General features: G+C 40.1%; 20 protein-coding genes and 1 pseudogene. 16 read left to right on the top strand and 5 right to left on the bottom strand.

Annotation, left to right across the window (positions count from 1 at the left end):
- The first annotated feature begins 46 nt into the window (after positions 1 to 46).
- From AAC388_RS17860 to galE, 3 genes are read left to right on the top strand one after another with little or no spacing between them, the layout of a single operon-like run.
- Complete coding sequence (locus AAC388_RS17860) at positions 47 to 1,309, top strand: nucleotide sugar dehydrogenase (RefSeq protein ID WP_342371005.1); 1,263 nt, start codon at positions 47 to 49, stop codon at positions 1,307 to 1,309.
- Positions 1,306 to 2,976: a glucose-6-phosphate isomerase gene (pgi, locus tag AAC388_RS17855; RefSeq protein WP_342371004.1), complete on the top strand. Its 1,671-nt coding sequence runs from the start codon at positions 1,306 to 1,308 to the stop codon at positions 2,974 to 2,976. The genes AAC388_RS17860 and pgi overlap by 4 nt, the downstream gene beginning before the upstream one ends.
- Entirely contained in the window at positions 2,969 to 3,985 is a 1,017-nt protein-coding gene (gene galE, locus AAC388_RS17850; protein ID WP_069121877.1) for a UDP-glucose 4-epimerase GalE, read from the top strand. The genes pgi and galE overlap by 8 nt, the downstream gene beginning before the upstream one ends.
- A 48-nt stretch (positions 3,986 to 4,033) precedes the next feature.
- On the opposite strand, the gene AAC388_RS17845 is transcribed toward galE, so the two are convergent.
- A complete protein-coding gene (locus tag AAC388_RS17845) occupies positions 4,034 to 5,404 on the bottom strand; it encodes a phosphomannomutase CpsG (RefSeq protein ID WP_342371003.1) in 1,371 nt (456 codons plus the stop codon).
- A 374-nt stretch (positions 5,405 to 5,778) separates the two neighbouring features.
- Here AAC388_RS17845 and lldP point away from each other — a divergent pair, with 374 nt between their 5' ends.
- The 4 genes from lldP to dld all read left to right on the top strand — a co-directional run bounded on the left by lldP (position 5,779) and on the right by dld (position 11,370).
- A complete protein-coding gene (gene lldP, locus AAC388_RS17840) occupies positions 5,779 to 7,446 on the top strand; it encodes an L-lactate permease (protein WP_342371002.1) in 1,668 nt (555 codons plus the stop codon).
- Positions 7,447 to 7,465: 19 nt separating this feature from the next.
- Positions 7,466 to 8,218, top strand: a complete 753-nt coding sequence (lldR, locus tag AAC388_RS17835; RefSeq protein WP_002120807.1) for a transcriptional regulator LldR — start codon at positions 7,466 to 7,468, stop codon at positions 8,216 to 8,218.
- Positions 8,215 to 9,366: an FMN-dependent L-lactate dehydrogenase LldD gene (gene lldD / locus AAC388_RS17830; protein ID WP_304398294.1), complete on the top strand. Its 1,152-nt coding sequence runs from the start codon at positions 8,215 to 8,217 to the stop codon at positions 9,364 to 9,366. The genes lldR and lldD overlap by 4 nt, the downstream gene beginning before the upstream one ends.
- A 297-nt stretch (positions 9,367 to 9,663) precedes the next feature.
- Complete coding sequence (dld, locus tag AAC388_RS17825; protein WP_342371001.1) at positions 9,664 to 11,370, top strand: D-lactate dehydrogenase; 1,707 nt, start codon at positions 9,664 to 9,666, stop codon at positions 11,368 to 11,370.
- Positions 11,371 to 11,418: 48 nt separating this feature from the next.
- On the opposite strand, the gene AAC388_RS17820 is transcribed toward dld, so the two are convergent.
- On the bottom strand, positions 11,419 to 12,633 hold the full coding sequence (locus tag AAC388_RS17820) for an amino acid aminotransferase (RefSeq protein WP_005309021.1): 1,215 nt from the start codon (positions 12,631 to 12,633) through the stop codon (positions 11,419 to 11,421).
- A 335-nt stretch (positions 12,634 to 12,968) separates the two neighbouring features.
- A pseudogene (locus AAC388_RS17815) lies at positions 12,969 to 13,103 on the bottom strand (hypothetical protein).
- 45 nt (positions 13,104 to 13,148) lie between these two features.
- Between AAC388_RS17815 and AAC388_RS17810 the strand changes: the two are divergent.
- From AAC388_RS17810 to AAC388_RS17775, 8 genes are all read left to right on the top strand, one after another.
- Entirely contained in the window at positions 13,149 to 13,859 is a 711-nt protein-coding gene (locus AAC388_RS17810) for a GntR family transcriptional regulator (RefSeq protein WP_001153627.1), read from the top strand.
- Entirely contained in the window at positions 13,852 to 14,736 is an 885-nt protein-coding gene (gene prpB, locus AAC388_RS17805; protein WP_005071840.1) for a methylisocitrate lyase, read from the top strand. The genes AAC388_RS17810 and prpB overlap by 8 nt, the downstream gene beginning before the upstream one ends.
- A 269-nt stretch (positions 14,737 to 15,005) precedes the next feature.
- Positions 15,006 to 16,163, top strand: coding sequence for a 2-methylcitrate synthase (prpC, locus tag AAC388_RS17800; RefSeq protein WP_002120737.1), 1,158 nt, complete (start codon positions 15,006 to 15,008; stop codon positions 16,161 to 16,163).
- A complete protein-coding gene (acnD, locus tag AAC388_RS17795) occupies positions 16,163 to 18,769 on the top strand; it encodes a Fe/S-dependent 2-methylisocitrate dehydratase AcnD (RefSeq protein ID WP_342371000.1) in 2,607 nt (868 codons plus the stop codon). The genes prpC and acnD overlap by 1 nt, the downstream gene beginning before the upstream one ends.
- A gap of 77 nt (positions 18,770 to 18,846) precedes the next feature.
- Complete coding sequence (locus tag AAC388_RS17790; RefSeq protein ID WP_342370999.1) at positions 18,847 to 20,292, top strand: hypothetical protein; 1,446 nt, start codon at positions 18,847 to 18,849, stop codon at positions 20,290 to 20,292.
- 396 nt (positions 20,293 to 20,688) lie between these two features.
- Positions 20,689 to 20,823 carry a zinc ribbon-containing protein gene (locus tag AAC388_RS17785; protein ID WP_001983336.1) on the top strand — a complete coding sequence of 45 codons (135 nt, stop codon included), beginning with the start codon at positions 20,689 to 20,691 and terminating at the stop codon, positions 20,821 to 20,823.
- A 123-nt stretch (positions 20,824 to 20,946) separates the two neighbouring features.
- Positions 20,947 to 21,522 (top strand): DUF4126 domain-containing protein, encoded by a 576-nt coding sequence (locus tag AAC388_RS17780; protein WP_017482338.1) that lies wholly within the window; start codon positions 20,947 to 20,949, stop codon positions 21,520 to 21,522.
- Positions 21,523 to 21,929: 407 nt separating this feature from the next.
- Positions 21,930 to 22,439 carry a GNAT family N-acetyltransferase gene (locus AAC388_RS17775; protein ID WP_039766037.1) on the top strand — a complete coding sequence of 170 codons (510 nt, stop codon included), beginning with the start codon at positions 21,930 to 21,932 and terminating at the stop codon, positions 22,437 to 22,439.
- 256 nt (positions 22,440 to 22,695) lie between these two features.
- On the opposite strand, the gene AAC388_RS17770 is transcribed toward AAC388_RS17775, so the two are convergent.
- Positions 22,696 to 23,037 carry a hypothetical protein gene (locus tag AAC388_RS17770; protein ID WP_342370998.1) on the bottom strand — a complete coding sequence of 114 codons (342 nt, stop codon included), beginning with the start codon at positions 23,035 to 23,037 and terminating at the stop codon, positions 22,696 to 22,698.
- A gap of 1,043 nt (positions 23,038 to 24,080) precedes the next feature.
- Here AAC388_RS17770 and AAC388_RS17765 point away from each other — a divergent pair.
- A complete protein-coding gene (locus tag AAC388_RS17765; protein WP_017387431.1) occupies positions 24,081 to 24,554 on the top strand; it encodes a DUF4844 domain-containing protein in 474 nt (157 codons plus the stop codon).
- An 11-nt stretch (positions 24,555 to 24,565) separates the two neighbouring features.
- On the opposite strand, the gene AAC388_RS17760 is transcribed toward AAC388_RS17765, so the two are convergent.
- Positions 24,566 to 25,258 carry a tetratricopeptide repeat protein gene (locus tag AAC388_RS17760; protein WP_342370997.1) on the bottom strand — a complete coding sequence of 231 codons (693 nt, stop codon included), beginning with the start codon at positions 25,256 to 25,258 and terminating at the stop codon, positions 24,566 to 24,568.
- Between the last annotated feature and the right edge of the window lie 246 nt (positions 25,259 to 25,504).

Below are 25,504 nucleotides of genomic sequence, written 5' to 3'. Positions count from 1 at the left end.
ATTCTTTTCCTGGAAAAGGAATAGAAATCTATAAATCAGGTGTGCAATGAAAATCGCAGTATTTGGAACAACGTTACATGCCGGTGTTATGGCGGCATTATTAGCTGAATATGGTAACCAAATTTATTGGTGTACCTGTGTAAGTTGTGAAGAAGATATTTCTGTCCTTACGTATCAAGATCAAGAAGTAAATAATTATTTAAATAAACAAAGAAAAGCTGGTTTTTTAAAAGAAAGTGCTTTTTCCGAGATTCCTTTAGATATTGAAGTATATTTATTTTGTTTTAGTCCCACACAAATTGAACTTGCTTTAAAAACCGTACAAAAACTGAGTGAGCGACCAATTGTTCATCCTAGATTAATGATTAATGGTTCAACTTTTGGTTTACACGGTACAGAAAAATTAAAACAGCATTTGCCAAAACATGAGTGGGTTTACTTTCCTGATGTGATTCAGGAGGGTAATGCTATCAATAGTGTATTGAATGTAAAACATGTCATTATTGGTGTTGAATCTAGGGATGCAAGTGAAACCATGCAAGAGCTATTGCGTCCATTTTTCCAATTTAGCTATCAATATTTATTTATGCCAATTTTAGATGCGGAGTTTACCAAACTTAGTATCTCGGGTATGTTGGCGACCCGCATTAGTTATATGAATGACTTAGCTATGGTTGCCGAAAAGTTAGGTATTGATATTGCGAATGTAAAGCATGGTATTGCTGCTGATACACGAATTGGTGCTGCATATTTATCGCCTGGTGTAGGATTTGGTGGTGAGAATTTTTCACACGATATTTTAACCCTTTCGAGCACTGTATCTGAAACAGGAACAAAAAGCCGTCTTTTAGAACAGGTTTGGGCGATTAATGAGCAGCAAAAAGAAATTTTATTCCGTAAATTATGGAATTATTATCACTGTAGTCTAAATGGTAAAACGGTTGCGATTTGGGGTGCTTCTTTTAAAGAAAATACTTCAAATATACATAACTCACCGATTCATATTTTATTGGCGGCGTTATGGGCACAAGGCGTAATAGTGCGCCTGCACGATCCTCAAGCTTTAGATGAAATAGCTGCGACTTATGGGGTTCGTGAAGATTTAATTTTATGCACTGATCAATATCAGGCTGCACAAGATGCTCATGCATTGTGCCTCGTCACGGCTTGGAAGCAATATTGGAGCCCTGACTTTAAGCAACTACAACAGTTAATGAAACATCCGTTAATTTTAGATGGACGTAATATTTATGATCCAGCATATGTAAAAGCGAAAGGCTTTGCTTATGAAGGAGTAGGTCGCTTATGAGTAAATCAATTGAGCAATTTCCGAAGGAATTAGTCTCGCCTCTAGCTCATCTTCAAACTTTAGGTGAAGAAAACTCAAAATTACATATCAAAGAGTTATTTGCTTTAGAGCCAGATCGTTTTCATAATTACTCAGTAAAGTTTGATCAATTATTTTTTGATTACAGTAAGCACCGAGTAACTAAGGATATTTTAGAACAGTTAGTAGCTCTTGCGAAGAATAAAAATTTAACCCAATGGATTAATCGTCTTTTTTCACAAGATAAAATTAACTGTACCGAACAACGTGAAGCAATGCACTGGGCATTGCGTTTACCAGCTGATTATTTAAAGTTTCCAGATTTAACAGAACAAGTTCATAGTCAGTTAGAACGTATGTATACCTTAGTGGAAAAAATCCATGCAGGGCAATATCGTGGTGCTACTGGTGAAGTGATCCAAGATGTTGTCAATATTGGAGTGGGTGGTTCTGATTTAGGGCCACAAATGGTGACTCATGCGCTGTCTGATTTTAAGGTGAAAACGGCTAAGCCCCTTAACACTCATTTTGTTTCAACGATGGATGGTAGTCAGCTATCAGAACTGCTCCATCAACTTCGCCCAGAAACTACTTTATTTATTATTTCTTCAAAATCTTTTGGAACGATTGATACCTTATCAAATGCCCAAACAGTGCGTCAGTGGTTAGAAAAAACGTTAGGGAAACATGCCCGCGTATTAAAAAGCCATTTTATTGGTGTGTCCACAAAAGCTGACAAAATGTCTGAATGGGGAATTGCGCCTGAAAATCAATTATTGCTGTGGGATTGGGTAGGTGGCCGTTATTCACTATGGTCTTGTATTGGTTTACCTATTGCTTTGACGATTGGTGTTGACGGGTTTAAGCAACTTTTAGCAGGGGCTCACGCCGTCGATGAGCATTTTCAAAATACGAGTTTTGATCAAAATATTCCTGTTTTAATGGCATTATTAGGAATTTGGAATAATAATTTTTTAAATATTCAGACTCATGCGGTCTTGCCTTATGATGGACGTTTAAAATATTTTGCTGCTTATTTACAACAATTAGAGATGGAGTCTAATGGCAAGTCGGTGCAGCGCAATGGTCAAAAAGTTGAGCTAGATACTTGCCCAATTGTGTGGGGTGAAGTTGGTCCAAATGCTCAGCATGCGTTCTATCAATTGCTACATCAAGGCTCCCAAGCAGTCAGTTGTGATTTTATTGCACCAATTCAACGTTATAATGCAGACCACTTTACCTATGCTGAAAACGCAGATGCCTTAGTTGAGCAACATCATCTTGCTCTCTCTAATTGCTTGGCGCAATCACGCTTATTGGCTTTCGGTAATGAAGCTTTGGATTCAACTGAATTAGAAAATCTGCCAATTTATAAGCAATATGAAGGTAATCAGCCGAGTTCTACCTTATTATTAAAAGAACTTAATCCTTATAGTTTAGGAATGTTAATTGCTTTATATGAACATAAAGTTTTTGTTCAATCTGTAATTTGGAATATTAATCCATTTGACCAGTGGGGAGTTGAAAAGGGTAAACAGATCGCTGATCAGTTACTCCCGATTTTAAGTGGCGTTCAAAATGATTCTTCAAAACTTGACGCTTCAACACGTGGATTAATTAAAATTTTGTTAGGAAAAGTAGATGGCTAAAATTCTAGTCACTGGTGGCGCAGGTTATATTGGTTCACACACATGTGTTGAACTTTTGCAGGCTGGTCATGAAGTTGTTGTTTTTGATAATCTTTCAAATAGTTCTGAAGAATCTTTAAATAGAGTTCAAGATATCGCCCAAAAAAGTTTAACTTTTGTACATGGTGACATCCGCAATGCAGATGAGTTGGACCGTGTATTTCAAATACATACTATTGATGCTGTTATTCACTTCGCAGGTTTGAAAGCAGTGGGTGAAAGTCAGGAAAAGCCACTCATTTATTTTGATAATAATATTGCCGGCAGCGTTCAACTGGTTAAATCGATGGAAAAGGCAGGTGTCTATACGCTTGTATTTAGCTCATCTGCAACAGTTTATGATGAAGCCAATATATCTCCATTAAATGAAGAAATGCCAACAGGTATGCCAAGTAATAACTATGGCTATACTAAACTGATTGTTGAGCAATTATTACAAAAATTGTCCGCATCTAATCCAAAATGGTCAATCGCATTACTTCGTTATTTTAACCCAGTCGGTGCACATAAAAGTGGACGTATTGGGGAAGACCCACAGGGTATTCCAAATAATTTAATGCCGTATGTGACACAAGTTGCTGTTGGTCGCCGCGAGAAACTATCCATTTATGGTAATGATTATGAAACTGTGGATGGTACTGGTGTGCGTGACTATATCCATGTGGTCGATTTAGCGAATGCGCACTTATGTGCTCTCAATAACCGATTGAATGCGACAGGTTGTCGTGCATGGAATATCGGTACGGGTAATGGTTCATCTGTTTTGCAAGTTAAGGATACATTTGAAAAAGTTAATGGCGTGCCTGTAGCTTTTGAATTTGCACCGCGGAGATCTGGAGATGTAGCCACATCTTTTGCAGACAATAGTCGTGCAGTTGCTGAATTGGGTTGGCAGCCGCAATATGGTTTAGAAGATATGCTTGCTGATAGCTGGAATTGGCAGAAGCAGAATCCTAATGGCTATAATTAAGTAAATAACAATAAAAAAAGGAGCAAATTGCTCCTTTTTTATTTTTGATTAGCTTTGAATCAACCCAGTCAATTCATCTACATAATGCTGCATTGGCTGAGCTTGACGGTCTGCACGGCTTTCAATGTTGAGTCGTAATAGCGGTTCAGTATTTGAAGCACGGACATTAAAACGCCATGCGCCAAAGTCGAGGCTTACACCATCAGTACGGTCAATTTGTGGATTTTGATCGGCATAGAAGTCGAAAATCTTTTGAATAGTGGTTTGTGTATCAGCTACTTTAAAGTTGATTTCACCACTACAAGGAAATTTGGTAATCATATTTTCAACGAGTGTTGAAAGTGATTGTCCTGTTTCAGAAAGTAGGGCAACGGTCAGTAACCACGGAATCATGCCGCTGTCGCAGTAAGCAAAGTCACGGAAATAGTGATGGGCACTCATTTCACCGCCATATACCGCATTGTGTTCACGCATGACATCTTTAATGAATGCATGACCAGATTTTGACTGTACGGCAATGCCTTTGTATTCATCGACGATATCAAATGTGTTCCAGACTAAACGTGGGTCATGAACAATTTTTTCGCCTGACTGTTTGATTAAGAAAGCTTGAGCCAAGAGTCCAACAATATAGTAGCCTTCAATAAATTGGCCCTTCTCATCAAACAAGAAACAGCGGTCAAAGTCGCCGTCCCAAGCAATTCCCATATCTGCTTTATGCTCAAGCACAGCATTTCGGGTACTGTCACGGTTTTCAATTAAAATTGGGTTAGGGATGCCATTTGGAAAAGTACCATCTGCTTCATGATGAATTTTAATAAATTCAACTGGTACGTTAAGTGCTTTAAATTTTTCTTCAATGGCATCAATGACGTGACCAGCTGCACCATTACCAGCATTAACCACCAACTTAAGTGGGCGGATTTTTGCTGGTTCAATATAGGTCATTAGGTGATCAACGAACTCAGGCAAAATGTTATAGCTTTGCGTTGTACCTTTTTGGCTAACTTCTTCAAAGTGATTAGTTTCTGCTAAAGCCTGAATTTCTTTTAAACCTGTATCGGCACTAATTGGACGAGCATTTTCGCGAACCAATTTCATACCGTTATAGTCCATTGGGTTATGACTAGCAGTAACTTCAATTCCACCTTGTACATCTAAATGAAAAGCTGCGAAGTAAACTTCTTCAGTTCCCGTCATGCCTAAATCAAGCACATTTACACCTGCATCATTTAGGCCGTGGATGGTTGCTTGTTTTAAAGATTCACTGCTTAGACGAATATCACAACCTACAACCACAGTCTTTGGTTTATAGATTTGTCCGTACGCGCGGCCAATTTTATAGGCGATTTCTTCATTCAATTCGGTGCCGAGTTTGCCTCGGATATCATAGGCTTTAAAACAGGTTAAAGTAGTCATTATTCAGTTCAATACAAATGATTTAAGTTTTGGGCATTATTATACATTTATCAATAAATGATTATGTTTATTGTTTTATGTTCAAATTTTTCACTTCATTTCTGTAAGTCTTATTTAAGTTTATAAGAAAGTATTTTTAAGACTTTAGTCTAATAAGAAAATTTCTAAATTAGAAAGAGCTTGATTTTGCTTAGTACTATTGGTCTTACCAATTATAGTGATTATTTAATGATTGATCTTACCAATATCTGTGTTTATGATGCGGTCTGTGGTTTAAGGAACAACATTTGCACTTAATTTTTAATTGGTCATACCAATTGTGTTAAATGTTTAAGAATTTAAGGTACAAAAATTCGCCCCGGCATTTCAAGGAGATGACAATGCTCAATATGTGGCAACAACTTTATGACCCTTTAAATAATATTTGGCTGTCCAGTGCGATTGCATTAATCCCGATTATTTTCTTCTTTTTAGCATTAGCAGTTTTTCGTTTAAAAGGCAGTATCGCGGGTACGGGCACAGTCATTATTGCATTATTGATTGCGCTCTTTTTCTATCAAATGCCGGGTCAAATGGCCTTTGCATCCATTATTTACGGTTTCTTCTACGGTCTATGGCCAATTTCATGGATCATTATCGGGGCAGTTTTTCTATACAAGATTTCGGTAAAAACAGGCCAGTTTGAAGTTATCCGCTCAAGCATTTTGTCAATTACCGAAGACCAACGTCTGCAAATGTTATTGGTTGGTTTTGCCTTTGGTACTTTCTTAGAAGGGGCGGCTGGCTTTGGTGCTCCAGTTGCGATTACCGCTGCACTCCTTGTTGGTTTAGGCTTTAAGCCACTTTACGCTGCTGGTTTATGTTTAATTGTAAATACGGCGCCAGTGGCATTCGGTGCAATGGGTATTCCAATTATTGTGGCGGGGCAAGTTTCTGGTGTAGATACCATGGAAATTAGCCAGATGGTGGGTCGTCAGTTGCCGTTTTTAACGCTGATCGTGCTGTTCTGGATTATGGCGATTATGGATGGCTGGCGTGGTGTTAAAGAAACTTGGCCTGCGGTAGTTGTCGGTGGTGGTTCGTTTGCGATTGCTCAGTATCTCACTTCTAACTTCATTGGCCCTGAATTACCAGACATTACCGCAGCAATTGCATCATTAGTGAGCTTAACTTTACTGTTCCGTGTTTGGAAACCAAAACATATTTTCCGTTTTGAACCTGAGGCGGGTCAAACTTTAACTCAACAACCTACTACGGTTCAACGTTATAGCATTGGCAAAATTGTGAAGGCATGGTCTCCATTTGCCATCTTAACCGTGATGGTCACCATCTGGAGTATTAAGCCATTTAAAGCATTATTTGCAAAAGATGGCGCTCTTGAGCACTGGATTTTTAAACTTGAAGTACCGTATTTGCATAAATTGGTCGAAAAAATGCCACCAATTGTGGCAGAGATGAAACCATATGAAGCGATTTATAAGTTTGACTGGTTCTCTGCAACAGGTACTGCAATTTTTATTGCTGCAATCATCACTGCTATTTTCTTGAAAATGAAAGCAAGTGAGGCACTAACGACTTTTGGTGAAACACTCAATGAGTTAAAAACACCGATTTACTCGATTGGTATGGTGTTGGCATTTGCTTTTATTGCGAACTACTCAGGTTTATCTGCAACTTTAGCTTTGGCTCTATCACATACGGGTCATGCGTTTACTTTCTTCTCACCATTTTTGGGTTGGCTTGGTGTATTCCTTACGGGTTCAGATACCTCTTCAAATGCTTTGTTCTCGGCACTACAGGCAACCACAGCTCAGCAAATTGGTATTCCAGAAGTATTGCTTGTGGCTGCCAATACCAGCGGTGGTGTGACAGGTAAAATGATTTCTCCGCAGTCGATTGCTATCGCTTGTGCTGCGGTAGGCTTAGTTGGAAAAGAGTCTGACTTGTTCCGTTTCACGGTAAAACATAGCATCATATTCACTGTCTTTGTTGGCATCATTATTACGGTTCAGGCTTATCTTGTTCCGTGGATGATTCCATAACTCCAGTGAAGGAAACGCGATGAGAATCTCCGATCAAGTGGTCATGAAATTGCAGGCATTAATTGAAGAGCGTCACATGAAAAAGGGTGACCGTTTGCCTGCCGAGCGCCAGCTTGCAACTAGCTTGGGAGTTTCTCGTCCGTCTTTGCGCGAAGCAATTCAACAGCTCAATAGTCAAGGGGTGCTCAGTAGCCGCCGCGGTGATGGGACTTATATTCAGCAGTTACCTGAACAGTGGCCACAGCAACTCATTGTGAACCCGATTAGTAACCTGATTGAAGAAGATCCACTCTACCGTTTTGATGTGCAAGAGGCGCGGCTACTACTTGAAGGTGGCACGGCATGGTATGCCGCATTGCGCTCAACGCCTGAAGATCGCGCCAAAATTCATCATTATTTTAATGAAATTAGTCGACATCAAAATGCAGGTGACTCAGCACAGGCTGCTGTGGCGGATGCTGAGTTCCACTTGGCGATTGCTGAAGCCTCTCACAATGTGGTGCTGATTCAAATGATGCGTAGCTTGTTTGATTTGCTGCAATACAACGTCTTGTTAGGGCGTAAAAAAGTTTATAACGACCCAGTCAATGGTGACTTGCTAAGCGAGCAGCATTTTCAGGTGATGGATGCTATTGATCGTAAAGATCCCGAGGCCGCACGCCAAGCTGTCTGCGGTCATATTGAATTTGTGATTAATCATGTGCGTTCTCTGGATGAAGACGAAGCTCGCCAGAAACGTGCAAACCGTTTAAATAGAGTTGATTCAAAATGATTATTTCTTCTGGCAATGATTACCGTGCTGCGGCACAACGTCGCTTACCGCCATTTTTATTTCACTACATTGATGGTGGAGCGTATTCGGAATATACCTTAAAGCGTAACGTACAAGATTTGTCAGAGATTGCATTGCGTCAACGTGTGCTCAATGACATGTCAGCGTTAAGTTTAGAGACAAAACTGTTTAATGAAACATTGTCGATGCCAGTTGCTTTGGCACCTGTGGGTTTAACAGGTATGTATGCACGCCGTGGTGAAGTGCAAGCCGCAATGGCAGCCGATAAAAAGGGCATTCCATTTACGCTTTCAACGGTTTCTGTTTGTCCGATTGAAGAAGTTGCACCTGCAATTAATCGCCCGATGTGGTTCCAGCTTTATGTATTACGCGACCGTGGTTTTATGCGTAATGCTTTGGAACGTGCAAAAGCGGCAGGCTGCTCAACACTTGTGTTTACCGTAGATATGCCTGTGCCGGGTGCACGTTACCGTGATGCTCATTCTGGTATGAGTGGGCCAAATGCTGCGATGCGCCGTTATATGCAGTCTATGTTCCACCCACATTGGTCATGGAATGTCGGCTTAATGGGTCGTCCGCACGACTTGGGTAATATCTCTAAATATTTAGGTAAACCGACTGGACTTGAAGACTATATCGGCTGGTTAGGCTCAAACTTTGACCCATCAATTTCATGGAAAGACCTTGAGTGGATTCGTGAGTTTTGGGATGGCCCAATGGTAATTAAGGGTATTTTAGACCCTGAAGATGCGAAAGATGCTGTGCGTTTGGGTGCAGATGGGATTGTGGTATCAAATCACGGTGGTCGTCAGTTAGATGGTGTGATGTCGTCTGCTCGTGCATTGCCTGCAATTGCCGATGCCGTGAAAGGTGATTTGGCCATTTTGGCTGACTCAGGCATTCGTAATGGTTTAGACGTGGTGCGTATGTTGGCGCTCGGTGCCGATACGGTTTTACTTGGCCGTGCATTTGTTTATGCCTTGGCGGCAGCAGGTGGGCAAGGGGTGTCGAACTTGCTTGATTTGATCGATAAAGAAATGCGTGTTGCGATGACGCTCACAGGTGCTAAGTCGATTTCGGATATTAATGCGGATTGTTTAGTACAGGCGATGAAACAAGGTTTTTAAGAAATAACTTTTTAAGTGAAGCAATAAGCACAGCCTCAGAATTTGGTGATTTGCTAATGTTTTACATATAGGCATTTGTCACTTTTGAAAGGTCAAAAGTAACCAAAAACCTTTTGTTGAGCAAACCTTACGTCCTTGTACGGTTGCTCAACAGGCGGCATCCATGCCGCCAACCGCGATAGTAAATGTAGGGCTGATTCACATTAGAGAATGAGCTAATTAAATTATAAATTACAAACGGTAAGATGCCGTCGTGTTGGTCTAATTTGATAAATGGATGACCAAAAGGAAACCATCATGCAAACATTTTCTCCTCAAGCAGTGATTGACCGTTTACAAAACATTGTAGGGCGTTCGCATGTGTTGACCGATGATCAAAGCACGCGTCAGTACCGACAAGGACGTCGTTTTGGCGAGGGGAAAGTACTTGCTGTGGTGGTGCCGGGCACATTGCTAGAGCAATGGCGGGTACTCCAAGCTGCGATTGAGGCAGACTGTATTGTGATTATGCAGGCGGCAAATACAGGACTCACTGGTGGTTCAACCCCATATGGCGATGATTATGACCGTCCTGTTTTGGTGATGAGTACGCGCCGATTAAAGGGCATTCAGGTCATCCATGACGGCAAGCAAGTCATTTGTTTACCAGGTGCAACCTTAGATAATTTAGAACAAATTTTAAAAGGTTATGACCGTGAACCACATTCAGTAATTGGTTCATCTTGTATTGGTGCTTCGGTACTGGGCGGTGTGTGTAATAATTCTGGCGGTGCTTTGGTACGCCGTGGTCCTGCGTATACTGAACTGGCGTTATATGCTCAGGTTAATGCTGCTGGTCAGTTAGAACTAGTGAACCATTTAGGGGTGAATTTAGGTTCGACTCCTGAAGAAATTCTGACACGTTTAGAGAAGCAGAAATATCAAGCCGCAGATATTTTAGATGATAGCGAAAAGCAGGCGTCGGATCATCGCTATGCGCATGATGTGACACAAGTTGATGAAGATACACCTGCACGTTTTAATGCAGACCCGTCACGTTTGTTTGAGGCTTCGGGTTCGGCAGGTAAAGTCTGTGTGTTTGCTGTACGTCTTGATACTTATGAAAAAGTAGAAAGTAATGTCTTTTATATTGGTACTAATGATGCTGATGATTTAACAGCGATTCGCCGTTATTTACTGACCTCACTGCCAAGTCTACCGATTGCAGGCGAATATATTCACCGAGATGCTTATTTAATTGGTGAAAAGTACGGAAAAGATACGTTCTTATTTATTGAAAAATTTGGCACAGCCAATGTTCCCAAAGCTTTTGCGATGAAAGATAAAATCGATGGCTTTTTGGAAAGATTTAAAATTAAAGGTTTAACAGACCATATTTTACAAGCGATCACCTTCTTTTTACCGAGTCATTTGCCGAAGCGTATGACCGAATATCGAGATCGTTATGAGCATCATTTAGTTTTACGCGTCGAAAATAATTCAAAAGCACAGACCGAGCAGTTTTTAAAAGAATATTTTGCAGTGCATCAGTCAGGTAACTATTTCGTATGTAGCGAAGAGGAAGGCCGAAAGGCGTTCTTACACCGTTTTGCGATTGCAGGAGCTGCAATTCGTTATCGTGATACGCACCGTAGTGAAGTTGAAGATATTGTGGCGCTTGATATTGCGTTACGTCGAAATGACCGCGAGTGGGTAGAGCAACTACCAGCCGAGATGGAAAAGAAAATTCTCCATAAACTCTATTATGGGCATTTCTTTTGTCATGTGTTCCATCAAGACTATATTCTTAAAAAGGGCCATGACCCTTTAGAAATGGAACATCAAATGTGGAAATTACTCGATGCACGCCGTGCTGAATATCCGGCAGAGCATAATGTTGGGCATCTCTACATTGCCAAACCTGCATTGGCCAATTTTTACCAAAAACTCGACCCAACCAACAGCTTTAACGTAGGTATTGGACATACCTCAAAACTGAAGTATTGGGGCAAGGCTAAATCTTAATATCGAAACATAAAAAAAGGCGCCGAAGCGCCTTTTTTTGTAGATGTCTTATGCAGCTTCTACAGATTTAGCAAGTACTTCTGCAACTGCTTTAGCAACAGTATAAACATTGTTCATGTTTAAACCTGCTACACAAATACGACCACTACGTACTAAGTAGATTGCATATTCTTCACGCAAGATATCAACTTGCTCAGCAGTTAAACCTGTGTAACTGAACATACCTTTTTGGTTTACAAGGTAGCTAAAGTCACGATCTGGTAATGCTTTAGTAAGTTCGTCTTTCAAGATACTACGCATTTTAATAATACGCTCACGCATCTCTTTTACTTCGCCTTGCCATTGTTGGTTAAGTTCAGCGTCATTTAACACTTCATCAACTAACCAAGCGCCTGTAGTAGGAGGGCTAGAGTAAATACGACGTACAGTCGCTTTTAACTGACCGAATGTGCACTGAGCAGCTTCTGCATCGTCACATACGAAAGTTAAGCCGCCAACACGTTCGCCATATAAAGAGAAGATTTTAGAGAACGAGTTGCTCACAATGAAGTTTAGACCCGCTTGGTCTAAAGCACGGATTGCATACGCATCTTCTTCCATACCGTCACCAAAACCTTGGTAAGCGATATCTAGGAATGGAATAAGGTTACGGTCTTTTAATACTGCAATTACTTGGTCCCATTGAGCTGGGTTTAAGTCAGCACCAGTTGGGTTGTGGCAGCATGGGTGCAATAACACAATGCTTTGCTCAGGCAAAGTTTTAAGTGTAGAAAGCATACCGTCAAAATCTACACCACGTGTTTCGTTGTCGAAATATGGGTAGAAATGAGTTTTGATGCCAGCGCCATTGAAAATCGCAACGTGGTTATCCCAAGTTGGTTGGCTTACCCAAACGTCTGAATTTGGGAAATAAGTTTTTAAAAAGTCCGCACCAACTTTCAATGCACCTGAACCACCAAGTGTTTGGATGGTTACAGCACGGCCAGCTTTAACTGCTGGGCTGTTTGCACCAAATAAAAGTGCTTGAATTGCTTCACGGTAAGGTTTGAAGCCTTCCATTGGCAAATAAAGTTTGGTTTTACCGTTTTTAGGCTCGATACGCTTTTGCGCTTCAATAATGGTCTCTAACTGAGGAACAATACTGTCTTCGTTATAGTAAAGACCAATACTCAAGTTCACTTTTCCAGAACGAGTATCAGCATTGAACTGTTCCATTAAAGAGAGAATTGGATCGCCTGCGTATGGGGGGATATGTTGAAACATCAAAAAAGTCCTTTCATTCAACAATATGCATAGTATTGGGTTTTTTCTGTCTCGAAAAATACGCCACAACTATGTCGATGCTCAATAATGTATCAATAAAGCTACCGTGAAGCACCTGATAATTTCACTAATATCGATATTTTCTGGATGAAAATGATAAAAAGATTTAAAAGAAATTACGGTAAATAGAAACTAATTTCTAACTCATGCTTTCATTCAAGCAGATTGTCTACAATCTTGCTGTAATACATTGGTTGTAGACTAAAGTTTGAAACAAAAGATTAGAGGTCGAAAAGTAGCTAAAAAAGTGCCATAAATCTATAGGTAAAATAATATTAAATAACTGTTTTATAAATACTAATTGGCAAGTGGTTTAATGCTTTAAATATAAGGTGATATAAGCGGTGAGGCTATAAAAATTGACCTGATGCGTTCTGTAAAGTGTCAACAATCACCTTGATTTTTTTCATTCATACCGCTATAAAACTCATAATTGATTAAAAATTGTCGACAATATGCAAGATTTGACCTTCGCACCAGAGCCATTACAAAGTCAGGGAAGAACACTGACCGAGAATGTATTTAAGCAAATACAGACGGCGATTGTTTTGGGTCAAATTCCGGCAGGCAGCAAGATTTCCGAACCTGAACTGGCACGCACTTATGGTATTAGTCGTGGGCCTTTGCGCGAAGCGATTCATCGCCTTGAAGGGCAACGTTTGGTTGAGCGTACTGCACATGTGGGTGCGCGCGTGGTTTCGTTATCCTTGCAACAGTTTAAAGAGCTTTACCAGATTCGTGCGTCTTTAGAAGGTTTGGCTTGCAAACTTGCGGCACAGCATATTGATAAAAAGCAAATTTTGGCGCTACGTGATGTTTTGCGTATGCATGCCGAAGATGAAAACTTTAAAGCAGGTAAGGGATATTACTTGCAAGAAGGGCAGGACGATTTTCACTACTGCATTATCAAAAGTAGTGGCAATAAAACGCTAGAAAAAATGCTATGTGATGAGCTTTATCACCTCATCCGTATGTACCGAATTCAGTTTTCAAACACACCCGATCGACCGAGCAAAGCTTGGGACGAACACATCCGTATTTTAGATGCAATTGCAGAAGGCGATGGTGAACTTGCCGAGCTGCTCATGCATCGACATATCAATGCTTCTTACAAAATTATTGAGCAAACACTGCTACAAGCACAAGGAGAACATAACAATGGCTAAACAATCCGCAGGTCAGCTATTTCGCGATGCAGTAGCCCAAGAAAAGCCATTACAAGTGGTTGGAACCATTAACGCCAATCATGCACTTTTGGCAAAACGTGCAGGTTATAAAGCGATTTACTTATCAGGTGGTGGTGTGGCCGCTGGTTCTTTAGGTTTACCTGATTTGGGAATTAGTAACCTTGATGATGTGTTGACAGACGTACGCCGTATTACCGATGTATGTGATCTTCCTTTATTGGTCGATGCTGACACAGGTTTTGGTGCTTCTGCATTTAACATTGCTCGTACTACAAAAGCACTGATCAAGTTTGGTGCTGCGGCAATGCACATTGAAGACCAAGTGGGCGCAAAACGTTGTGGTCACCGTCCGAACAAAGCCATTGTGACTCAAGAAGAAATGGTTGACCGTATTAAAGCTGCGGTCGATGCGCGTGGTGATGACAGCTTCGTGATTATGGCTCGTACCGACGCATTGGCAGTAGATGGCTTACAAGCTGCAATTGACCGTGCGGGTGCTTACATTGAAGCGGGTGCAGACATGTTATTCCCTGAAGCAATTACCGAGCTTGATATGTACAAGCAATTTGCTCAGAAGACTGGCGCACCAATTTTGGCGAACATTACCGAGTTCGGTTCTACACCATTGTTTACCACCGAAGAGTTAGCATCTGCTGATGTAAGCCTTGCACTTTATCCGCTTTCTGCTTTCCGTGCCATGAACAAAGCAGCCGAAACTGTCTATGAAACCTTGCGTAAAGAAGGCACGCAAAAGAACGTGATTGATATTATGCAAACGCGTAAAGAGTTATATGAACGCATTAATTACTATGCGTTTGAAGACTACTTAGACAACGCATTTGCTAAAAAGAAGTAATAAATTAAAAAGTTGATTAATTGGAATCTGATACTCGGAGGCGTCATCTGCAACTGTTTGAGGCAGGACTACATTTTTTTAAATTGATTCTGCGATAGATAGGATATTCGATGGTTGTGGACGAGTTTTGCAGATGACAATGGTTTTGCCTACTTTTCCCGAAAGAAAAGTAGGTCGAACCGAAGGTTAATCCCGATATAAGAAGTGAAAACGGTGCGACTCCGTCGTGCTTAATAAATAAATTCAGATAGATAGGAAAGGACAATCTTATGAGCTCAAATGAAACAACAACAGGCTTCAAACCAAAAAAATCAGTTGCACTTAGCGGACAAGTTGCAGGCAACACAGCACTTTGTACCGTAGGACGTAGCGGTAACGACTTGCACTATCGTGGCTATGACATTCTTGACCTTGCAGCGGGTAGCCAGTTTGAAGAAGTTGCTCACTTGCTCGTACATGGCAAATTACCAAACAAAGCTGAACTCAAAGCATATAAAGCAAAATTAAAAGCACTTCGTGGCTTACCAGCAGCACTTAAAACAGCACTTGAACAACTTCCTCCGTCTGCACACCCAATGGACGTGATGCGTACAGGTGTGTCAGTGCTAGGTTGTTTAACTCCAGAACACGAAGACCACAATGAAGCGGGCGCAAAAGACATTGCTGATAAATTAATGGCAAGCCTAGGCTCAATGCTGCTTTATTGGTATCACTTCAGCAATAACGGTCGTCGTATTGAAGTTGAGACAGATGACGACTCAATTGCAGCGCATTTCTTACATTTACTTCATGGCGAAAAACCATCTGAAGAATGGATTCAAGCAATGCATACCTCTCTTATTTTGTATGCTGAGCACGAGTTCAACGCATCTACATTTACCTCACGTGTGGTTGCAGGTACAGGTTCTGACATGTACTCGGCAATTACAGGCGGTATTGGTGCACTTCGCGGACCTAAGCACGGTGGTGCAAACGAAGTTGCATTCGTGATTCAACAGCGTTACGACAACGCAGACGAAGCAGAAGCTGACATCCGTAAACGTGTTGAAAATAAAGAAGTTGTGATCGGTTTTGGTCACCCTGTCTATACAGTTTCTGACCCACGTAACGAAGTGATCAAGAAAGTTGCGCACGACTTAGCGCAAGCACAAGAGAACACCAAAATGTACCTCATCGCTGAGCGTTTAGAAGCAGTGATGAAAGAAGTGAAAAACATGTTCCCGAACCTCGACTGGTTCAGTGCGGTGAGCTACCACTTAATGGGTGTTCCAACTGCAATGTTCACACCATTGTTCGTGATTGCACGTACAGCAGGCTGGTCAGCGCACGTGATTGAACAACGCCAAGACGGCAAAATCATTCGTCCAAGCGCGAACTACACAGGTCCTGAAAATCTTGAATTTAAACCATTGGCGGAGCGTGGTTAATGAACACAAAATACCGTAAGCCACTGGCAGGCACCCAGCTTGAATATTACGACGTGCGTCAAGCCGTTGAAGATATTCAGCCAGGCGCATACGAAAAACTGCCTTACACCTCTAAAGTACTTGCAGAGCAATTAGTACGCCGTGCCGATGCCGAGAACTTAACTGCCTATTTAACACAGTTGATTGAACGCCGTCAGGACTTGGACTTTCCTTGGTATCCTGCGCGCGTGGTGTGTCATGACATCTTGGGTCAAACTGCATTGGTTGATCTTGCAGGTTTACGTGATGCGATTGCTGACAAAGGCGGTGACCCATCTAAAGTCAACCCAGTTGTACCAACACAGCTCATTGTCGACCACTCTTTAGCAGTGGAATACGGTGGTGCTGACCCAGACGCTTTTGAAAAAAACCGTGCTGTTGAAGACCGTCGTAACGAAGACCGTTTCCACTTTATTGAGTGGACTAAAACAGCATTTAAAAATGTCGATGTGATCCCTGCTGGGAACGGCATCATGCACCAGATTAACCTAGAGAAAATGTCTCCGGTGATTCAGGCGCGTGATGGCGTGGCATATCCAGACACTTGCGTAGGTACAGACTCACATACACCACATACAGACGCTTTGGGCGTAATTTCTGTGGGCGTTGGTGGTTTGGAAGCTGAAAACGTGATGTTGGGCCGTGCATCTTGGATGCGTCTGCCAGACATTATTGGTGTTGAGTTTGTAGGTCAGCGTCAGGCAGGTATTACTGCAACAGATATCGTACTTGCTTTAACTGAATTTTTACGTAAAGAGCGCGTAGTGGGTGCATACCTTGAGTTCTTTGGTGAAGGTGCTGACAGCATGTCTGTGGGCGACCGTGCAACCATTTCGAACATGACACCAGAGTACGGCGCTACGGCTGCAATGTTCTACATCGACCAAAACACAATCGACTACTTACGCCTAACAGGCCGTGAAGATGCACAAGTGGCATTGGTTGAGCAGTACGCAAAAGAAATCGGCCTTTGGGCAACTGACATGACCAAAGCAGAGTACCCACGTGTACTACGTTTTGACCTATCAAAAGTAACACGTAACATTGCTGGTCCATCAAACCCACATGCACGTGTTTCTACCGCCGACCTAAAAGAAAAAGGCATTGCGGGCGTTGTTGAAAACCGTTCTGATGGCTTAATGCCTGATGGCGCAATCATTATTGCTGCAATCACTTCGTGTACAAATACCTCTAACCCACGTAACACCGTGGCGGCAGGTTTGTTGGCGCGTAAGGCTAACGAGCTAGGCTTAGTTCGTAAACCTTGGGTGAAATCATCATTTGCACCGGGTTCGAAAGCGGCTGCACTTTACCTCGAAGAAGCGGGTGTTTTAAAAGATTTAGAACAACTTGGTTTTGGTATTGTGGCTTATGCTTGTACTACTTGTAACGGCATGTCGGGTGCGTTAGATCCAGTCATCCAACAAGAAATTATCGACCGTGACTTGTACGCAACCGCAGTACTGTCTGGTAACCGTAACTTCGATGGCCGTATCCATCCATACGCAAAACAAGCATTCTTGGCATCTCCACCGCTAGTTGTGGCGTATGCAATCGCGGGTACGATTCGTTTTGACATCGAAAAAGATGCTTTGGGTCATGACAAAAACGGTAACCCGATTTACCTCAAAGACATCTGGCCATCTGACGCTGAAATTGATGCCTTAGTTAAAGAAGCCGTGAAGCCTGAACAGTTCCGTAAAGTCTACATTCCAATGTTTGACTTGGGCGAAGTTGAACAAGCGAAGAGCCCACTTTACGACTGGCGTCCGCAAAGTACTTACATCCGTCGTCCACCATATTGGGAAGGGGCGTTGGCTGCACCACGTACTTTAGCGAATATGCGTCCGCTTGCGATTTTGGGTGATAACATCACTACCGACCACTTGTCACCTTCAAATGCGATTTTGATGGACTCGGCTGCGGGTGAATACCTTCACAAAATGGGCGTACCAGAAGAAGACTTCAACTCATACGCAACGCACCGTGGTGACCACTTGACTGCACAACGTGCAACATTTGCCAACCCGAAACTCTATAACGAAATGGTGGTCCGTTCAGACGGTACTATTAAGCAAGGTTCAAAAGCGCGTGTAGAGCCTGAAGGCGAAGTGATGCGTATGTGGGAAGCGATTGAAACCTACATGAACCGTAAGCAACCGTTAATCATTGTCGCGGGTGCTGACTACGGTCAGGGTTCAAGCCGTGACTGGGCCGCAAAAGGTGTACGCCTTGCAGGTGTTGAAGCAATTGTGGCAGAAGGTTTTGAGCGTATTCACCGTACTAACTTGGTGGGTATGGGCGTGTTACCGCTTGAGTTTAAACCGGGTGTAAACCGCAAGACTTTAAAACTAGATGGTACAGAGCTTTATAGCGTGATTGGTAATATCGCGCCACGTTCGACTTTAACCTTAGTGATTGAACGTGCCACAGCGGATGGTAAAGAAGAGATTCTTGAAGTGCCAGTGACTTGCCGTTTAGATACAGAAGAAGAAGTTTCTGTATATGAAGCGGGCGGTGTATTACAGCGTTTTGCGCAGGACTTTTTAGAAGGTCAAGTGGCTTGATACTTTAGTTAAACATTATTGATATTGTTTAAAAAAAGCCCTACTGTGAAGTGGGGCTTTTACTTGATATTTATAAAATGGCAAAAATTAATAAACCAATAACCTTTTCAATGCAATTTCCTGAAAGTGAAGCAACATTCAATAGCTTAGGTGCTATAGATATAATATTGAACGCAGATACTCCTTTATTTATTGATCCATTATTAATTCCGAAATCAAAGTCTAAAATATGGTCAGAAAAGGCTTTTAATTCATACAATAATTTCTTTAAGCGAGCGATTAAACTTTTATCAGCAGTAAAGCAAAGAAACTCTAAAGATATTGCTTGGAGAACTTTGAATAAAGATTTTTTATTTCATGAAATTAATTACACATGTTTGGGATATGGAGGGGGTAAAGGATCTGGCTGGGGACCAGAATTAGTAAATAGAACTTTGAATACTGCAAAAGATATTGTAGATCTAGGTGTGGAAGATGTTGACTTATTCATGGCATTAGCTTTATTTGAGGAAGGGATTGGCCCTGATCGAATAAGTGATATGGTCACTAATATTATTTATGATCAAATACTTGAATATACAATCGATATTGTTGAAAAACTAAATATTCCTACAGAACGCTTTGAACTTAAAGACCAAGTTGTTCAATTAATAAGAAATCCTTATTCTAAAAATCCTATATTCTTTGTACCTATGGATGTTGTTCGAGATTTACCAATAGCTAATGATTGGAGTGAAATCTCAGATGTTGTAAGAAAAAATGAGCAACTTCGAAAAAGAATTAATGAGAATGTCGGCCATATTTGGGCCACTATGACTAAAAAAGATAAAGCGGAATTTAAAAGTTCTGCTCTTCAAGATAAGGAGTCATTTGATGACGTTTTAAATCTAATTAGAAAATTGAAAGATGCTCAAGCTTATGATTTTATTCAAGATCCTAATGGGGATATATTTTGGCTTCAAATTTTAAAAAATATTGCAAATCAATATCCTTTAAATTTGAAGAATTTTAGTAATGGTATACAAAACAGAGAACAACTTTTAGGCGTGGTGAATGAAATCATAGATCAATTCAAATTCTTAATTGAAGATAATGGTCTATGGAAAGAATTATGGACTGAAGAAGGAGAACCGAGAAAAGAAAAAGCATGTCAAAGATTACTTTTTGCCGTAGCTTTAAGTTATTGTAAAGCAAATAATTTAGATCTTAGTCCTGAAGTAGATAGTGGTAATGGACCTGTTGATTTTAAAATATCTCAGGGTTTTAATTTTAAAGTTATAGTCGAAATAAAATTATCGACTAATCCAAATGTCATACATGGCTATGAGAAACAACTTGAAATATATAAGACAGCCGAGCAGTCAGAAGAAGGTATTTTTATTCTAATAGATATAGGTGGCTTAAGAGAAAAATTCAAAAGACTACAAGAAGTGAGAAGAGAATTTGTTACAAGTTATAGTAAAGCTTCTCAAATTGTTTTAATTGATGGAAATCCTAAATTATCTGCCAGTAAAAGAAAGTAATTAACTAAAATCTAATAATTAGTGAGAAGCAAAGTAATTTTATAAGTTTCACACTTTATAACTCTATGAAAGAAGAACATAAAAAAAGCCCGACATCCTGTTGGGCTTTTCCGTATTTGGTTGCTAGATATGACTCCTGTCGTATCTCACGATCCCGATGCATGAACCTATTATTGTTGTTTTATGTTCCGGAACATCCTGTTCCTGTATGAACTCATCATAGAAAAAAAGCAGGGGGCAGCCAATCCGCTAAATCCCTAAATCTGTGTAAGATAAATCGTACAAATAACATTTTTTGCATTTATGCCATCATCATCGGGCGAAATGGACAATTGACATTCACTTTAAGTGGGTTATATTCCTGTTTAATATATATACGATTATAGGAATGTAATCATGGTAACAGCTGGCGAAAAACCCGGAACAGGCTTCTACTTCTGTGCTCAGTGCGGACATAGAGTGTTTTTAGAAATTAATACAGACCCTTTACCACCTTGCACGAAATGCTACTGCACACAATTTAAACGTTAAGAATGAAATAATATTTGCGTTCGCATTTAACAAAAAGCCCTGTCACCTGATGGGGCTTTTTTGTTAATTTAAAAATAAGACTTACATAACAAGACCCGTGATGGGCATGAAAAGGAAACCGTTATGGAAACAATATTGGGTTTATGTATTGGTGTGGGCCTGAGCGCTGCCTGCGGTTTTCGCGTGTTTGTGCCGCTATTGGTCATGAGCATTGCAACCATGATGGGATGGTTTGAGCCATCAAAAGGCTTTGAGTGGTTAGCTCTGCCATCGGTGTGTTTGGCTTTAGGTGTGGCAACGGTGTGTGAAGTCGCAGCTTACTATATCCCGTGGGTCGATAATGCCTTAGACACAGTCGCAACCCCTGCGGCGATGATCGCGGGTACGTTAGCGACAATGGCGGTCAGTAGTGGAGAAATGTCTCAGTTTGCCAGTTGGGCAGCAGCCATTATTGTTGGTGGTGGTACGGCAGGTGTGGTGCAAATGAGTACCGTTGCTGCACGTGGTGTTTCAACTGCAACCACGGGTGGTTTAGGGAATTTTGTCGTTGCGACAGGTGAATGGATTGGAGCGATCTTACTTTCGGTTTCGGCCATGTTAGTGCCTGCACTTGTTGCAGTAGTGGTGCTGATAGCGATTATTTTAGCGGTACGTTGGATACGCCATAAAAAGCAAGAACAGGCGCATAGTCCTCTATAGGTTTAGCCTAAACATCACTTTAAATGGCAATAAAAAAAGCCCAACATCCTGTTGGGCTTTTTCGTATTTGGGTACTAGATATGACTCCTGTCGTATCTCACGCTCCTGGTGCTTGAACCTATTATTGTTGTTTTATGTTCCGGAACATCCTGTTCCTGTATGAGTTCATATTAGGAAAAAAGAGGGGTGTCGCCAATCCGCAAAATCCCTAAAAGTTTGTAGGATAAAACGTACATTGAAACATGGTATGGGGCATTTTGTAGTTACAACGGGGGGCGAATAGAGGGGGCTTACTTTTATATCTAATCATTTGAGATGTTGAAAAGAATAAGAGTTGCTATTGATAACAATATGTTATGTTTAAGTTTGGTTGTAAAAAGAACAATTTTATCGGGAGTAATGAATAAATGACCGTTATGTTGGTAAAACCTCATTTAAGATTTAAAGAAAGCTATAACAACTATATTAATGAATTAGCAGATGAAGATCGTCACCCTTTGACAACGGAGTTTGACCATACAAATTTTGAATCATTTTTGAATAAACTGAGAGATTATGAAAAAGGGGAATCCCTAGAAGAAGGGCATGTTCCCAACATTACATATTGGTTAGTAGAAGGTAATGAAATTATTGGCGCGTCTAACTTGCGACTTAAACTCAATGAACAGATTGAATATTGTGGTGGACATATTGGTTTAGGTATTCGTCCCTCTAAACGTGGACAGAATTTTGGCTCGAAATTGTTAGAGCTTACAATTCAGGAGGCATGGAAGCTAGGCCTAACGGAGTTACATATACATTGTTATAAATCTAATTTAGCTTCTGCAAAAACTATTCAAGCAAACAATGGTCGTCTTCATTCTGAAATTACTCTCAACCAAGTAGTTCAAAGGTATGTTGTGAATAGAACAATATAAGAATTTTCTTTTAGGTTATTTTTAAATGGCAATAAAAAAAGCCCGACATCCTGTCGAGCTTTTTCGTATTTGGTTGCTAGATATGACTCCTGTCGTATCTCACGCTCCTGGTGCTTGAACCTATTATTGTTGTTTTATGTTCTGGAACATCCTGTTCCTGTATGAGTTCATATTAGGAAAAAAGAGGAGTATCGCCAATCCGCAAAATCCCTAAAAGTTTGTAAGTTAAAGCGTACAAAAATGGGTAGGGTTATCCTTATATAAAAGGGTTTTCAGTTTCCCAAGGCTTGCTGCTAAAAATAATCTGCCCATTTTCAGCACAGAGGATCCACGTATAGAAATACTCTTCTCCTAACCCTCGACATTCAAAATTTGCATTTGGAAATAGAGCGGTAATTTTTTCTATGAGTTCTAGGCAATAAACTGGATCGACATTAAGGCCTGCCTGACCATTAGAAAAGGCATCTACTAAAGCATTATAAACATCTTCGTGGATTGAATCTTCAGTTAATATTTCTAGGATATTCTGCTTTTCAGTAGATAAATCAATCGTGTCAAAATCTGTATAACGGACTTGTAGTTCTGTATAAAAACTCATTTTTATTAGCTCTATGATATTAGTGAAAAAAATACTACTTATTAAACATGACTTTATCGTTAAAAACGAGCTGAGTATAGAAATATCTAAACTATAAGAATTCAAATTTCTTAAAAATATTCTTCTTTAGGCCTCTGTGCTGCAACAGACTTTAATCTTTTGCGCTGATTTAAAGTAATAAACCATTGCAGCACAGAGATAAAGGAGCTAAGCCTAACACTTAGCCCGGACTACTTTTGTCACACCGCTGCATGACGCTAAAAAAGTAGGGGCAAAGTCCCGTGGGAGAACAAGACTTTGCAAACTGAAAAACCGTAGCTGCTTAGAACCAAATTTAAAGCCATAATAGATTTATAAATTGTCATATTATTCTCATAATGATTTATATCTATGAGTAGAATAAAAATATAATTGGTTTTAAGATTTTAAATAATTTTTAGGTAATAATTAATCCTCCAATAAATTTAGGAAAATAAAATAATTAAATTTTAAAAATAAAAATAATTTATAAATTTAAAAATTAGGCAATAGAAAACCTAAATTTTAAATAAATAAAATAATTAATCTAAAGAGGGAGTAAGTTTGAAAAATGTCATGGTCAACTCCTTATAATTTATGGAGTCCTACCACCAGATTACCGCGAATTAATTTATGGTGGTAGAACGAAAGGGGGTTAGCAGACTGGCCTCGTAGAACCAGCACGCACGGGGCGTCCCCCTCCCGTCCTACCGCAAAGAAAAGGGGACGCAAGGGTCTAACGACTTATAGATTGTACTATAAACCGCTACGAGGTTACGGTCTGCTAAAACCGTCTGGCAATGTAGGCCAGCAACGAGATAATAATCGGTGATTTTAATTACGTCAATTTAATATTTAAAATATTTTTGATTTAATAATAAAACTAAATGTATTTTTAAAATAATAGGATTAATATTTATATTTAATTAGAAAAAATAAATAATAAAATAAGTTTTCATGGGTATGGAAAATTATAATTAATTTAGTTTATATTTGATGCAGACAAATATAAAAGTAATAAAATTATGAAAAAGCTTTTAGTTTTAGTTATGGCCATCTTAAGTTCACAAGTTGGTTGTGCCCAAAAAACTGACAATAAAACAGAAATGAGTATTCAAAATTCAAACTCTATTGTTATTCAACAATTAGAAAAGTTTAAAGCTCAAGATCATTTTGCTGGAGATGGACAACTATATACAGGGGTTCAAAATCCTGCATTACGTATGAGCTTGAACCAAAAAGTGGCTGATGCTGCACAAGCTTTTATTGGACTCTATCAACAAAAGAATGAACCAACTAAGGCAGAACTTTTACATGTTCTTGCTCATGGAATTAGCCAAATCGATCCTGACAAGCTTGATACAGAAGATCGAGAACAAGTGGCAACTACATTTGAAAGCTTTCTAGATATTGTAGGCCTAGAAAGTTCGGAAGGTATTTTAAATAAATGGCTATATGGTGAAGAAATTAGTGAGTTATTAGAGCTAGATAAACATTAAGTTTTAATACCTTATTCTAAACTTTTAAGCATTTCTTTCGCATCCGAATCACCTGCATCGGCAGCTTGCTGAAACCATTTCTTTGCCAGTTGTAGGTTTTTCGGCGTGCCTTCACCATTTAAATACATCTGGGCCAAGTTGTACTGGGCATCGCTTTCATTATGCTCAGCCGCTTTGGTGTACCACTTAAGGGCTTGCTCATCACTTTGTGAAACGCCGTGACCTTTTTTATATAGATGAGCTAAATTATATTCTGCGGGTGGGTAGCCTTGGTTGGCAGCACGACTGAACCACTCAAACGCCTTTCCATAGTCTTGCGCAGTTCCTTCACCTCTGTCATATAGCACCCCTAAGTTATATTGCGCTTTAGCATGGCCCTTGGCCGCAGCCTTAGTAAAATAATCAAAAGCGCGCTTGGCATCTTTTTCGACGCCCGTGCCTGTGTAATACATCATCCCTAAACTATATTTTGCCCCCATACTTCCATTTTGATCAGCCGCAGTTAGCCATTTAAACGCTTGTTCATAGTTTTTAACAACGCCTTGTTCGCCACTTAAAAGCATCATCCCCAAATGATATTGGGCAACGGATTGCCCTTGCTCTGCACGATATTGAATATCGGCCACACTCGGTTCAGCAAATGCTGAAGAATGAAGTGAGAAAATCACCGTAAATATATAAAAAGCAGACTTTTTTATTTTCATATCTTATCCTGAATTTTATTAATTTGAGTAGTTGCTTTCTTTAATATCTATTTGAATATAAAAGAAAAATATTAAATATGTTTGGTTGGTTTATAACGCTTTAAAATGATCTGATTTTACGGTTTAAATACCTATTTAATAAGAAATTAACCTAAAACTGCATATTTAGACTAGTTACATTTTGAAAATGAGTATAGATAGACAGATTAGTCTTTTTTTAATTAAAATGCGGCCTAAATATAAGTT

The organism is Acinetobacter sp. D009, from assembly GCF_038562025.1.
Classification (GTDB): Bacteria; Pseudomonadota; Gammaproteobacteria; order Pseudomonadales; family Moraxellaceae; genus Acinetobacter; species Acinetobacter pittii.
Note: the sequence above shows the minus strand (reverse complement) of the source record. Positions and strands in the feature narration are given on the sequence as shown.

What these genes read in the sequence shown, in the direction of transcription:
- prpC (WP_002120737.1), top strand. Translation starts at nt 15,006, where the DNA reads ATGAGCTCAAATGAAACAACAACAGGCTTCAAACCAAAAAAATCAGTT.
- AAC388_RS17780 (WP_017482338.1), top strand. Translation starts at nt 20,947, where the DNA reads ATGGAAACAATATTGGGTTTATGTATTGGTGTGGGCCTGAGCGCTGCC.
- AAC388_RS17765 (WP_017387431.1), top strand. Translation starts at nt 24,081, where the DNA reads ATGAAAAAGCTTTTAGTTTTAGTTATGGCCATCTTAAGTTCACAAGTT.
- galE (WP_069121877.1), top strand. Translation starts at nt 2,969, where the DNA reads ATGGCTAAAATTCTAGTCACTGGTGGCGCAGGTTATATTGGTTCACAC.
- dld (WP_342371001.1), top strand. Translation starts at nt 9,664, where the DNA reads ATGCAAACATTTTCTCCTCAAGCAGTGATTGACCGTTTACAAAACATT.
- AAC388_RS17775 (WP_039766037.1), top strand. Translation starts at nt 21,930, where the DNA reads ATGACCGTTATGTTGGTAAAACCTCATTTAAGATTTAAAGAAAGCTAT.
- lldP (WP_342371002.1), top strand. Translation starts at nt 5,779, where the DNA reads ATGACAATGCTCAATATGTGGCAACAACTTTATGACCCTTTAAATAAT.
- acnD (WP_342371000.1), top strand. Translation starts at nt 16,163, where the DNA reads ATGAACACAAAATACCGTAAGCCACTGGCAGGCACCCAGCTTGAATAT.
- AAC388_RS17845 (WP_342371003.1), bottom strand. Translation starts at nt 5,404, where the DNA reads ATGACTACTTTAACCTGTTTTAAAGCCTATGATATCCGAGGCAAACTC.
- AAC388_RS17760 (WP_342370997.1), bottom strand. Translation starts at nt 25,258, where the DNA reads ATGAAAATAAAAAAGTCTGCTTTTTATATATTTACGGTGATTTTCTCA.
- AAC388_RS17860 (WP_342371005.1), top strand. Translation starts at nt 47, where the DNA reads ATGAAAATCGCAGTATTTGGAACAACGTTACATGCCGGTGTTATGGCG.
- AAC388_RS17810 (WP_001153627.1), top strand. Translation starts at nt 13,149, where the DNA reads ATGCAAGATTTGACCTTCGCACCAGAGCCATTACAAAGTCAGGGAAGA.
- prpB (WP_005071840.1), top strand. Translation starts at nt 13,852, where the DNA reads ATGGCTAAACAATCCGCAGGTCAGCTATTTCGCGATGCAGTAGCCCAA.
- AAC388_RS17770 (WP_342370998.1), bottom strand. Translation starts at nt 23,037, where the DNA reads ATGAGTTTTTATACAGAACTACAAGTCCGTTATACAGATTTTGACACG.
- AAC388_RS17790 (WP_342370999.1), top strand. Translation starts at nt 18,847, where the DNA reads ATGGCAAAAATTAATAAACCAATAACCTTTTCAATGCAATTTCCTGAA.
- AAC388_RS17820 (WP_005309021.1), bottom strand. Translation starts at nt 12,633, where the DNA reads ATGTTTCAACATATCCCCCCATACGCAGGCGATCCAATTCTCTCTTTA.
- AAC388_RS17785 (WP_001983336.1), top strand. Translation starts at nt 20,689, where the DNA reads ATGGTAACAGCTGGCGAAAAACCCGGAACAGGCTTCTACTTCTGTGCT.
- lldR (WP_002120807.1), top strand. Translation starts at nt 7,466, where the DNA reads ATGAGAATCTCCGATCAAGTGGTCATGAAATTGCAGGCATTAATTGAA.
- pgi (WP_342371004.1), top strand. Translation starts at nt 1,306, where the DNA reads ATGAGTAAATCAATTGAGCAATTTCCGAAGGAATTAGTCTCGCCTCTA.
- lldD (WP_304398294.1), top strand. Translation starts at nt 8,215, where the DNA reads ATGATTATTTCTTCTGGCAATGATTACCGTGCTGCGGCACAACGTCGC.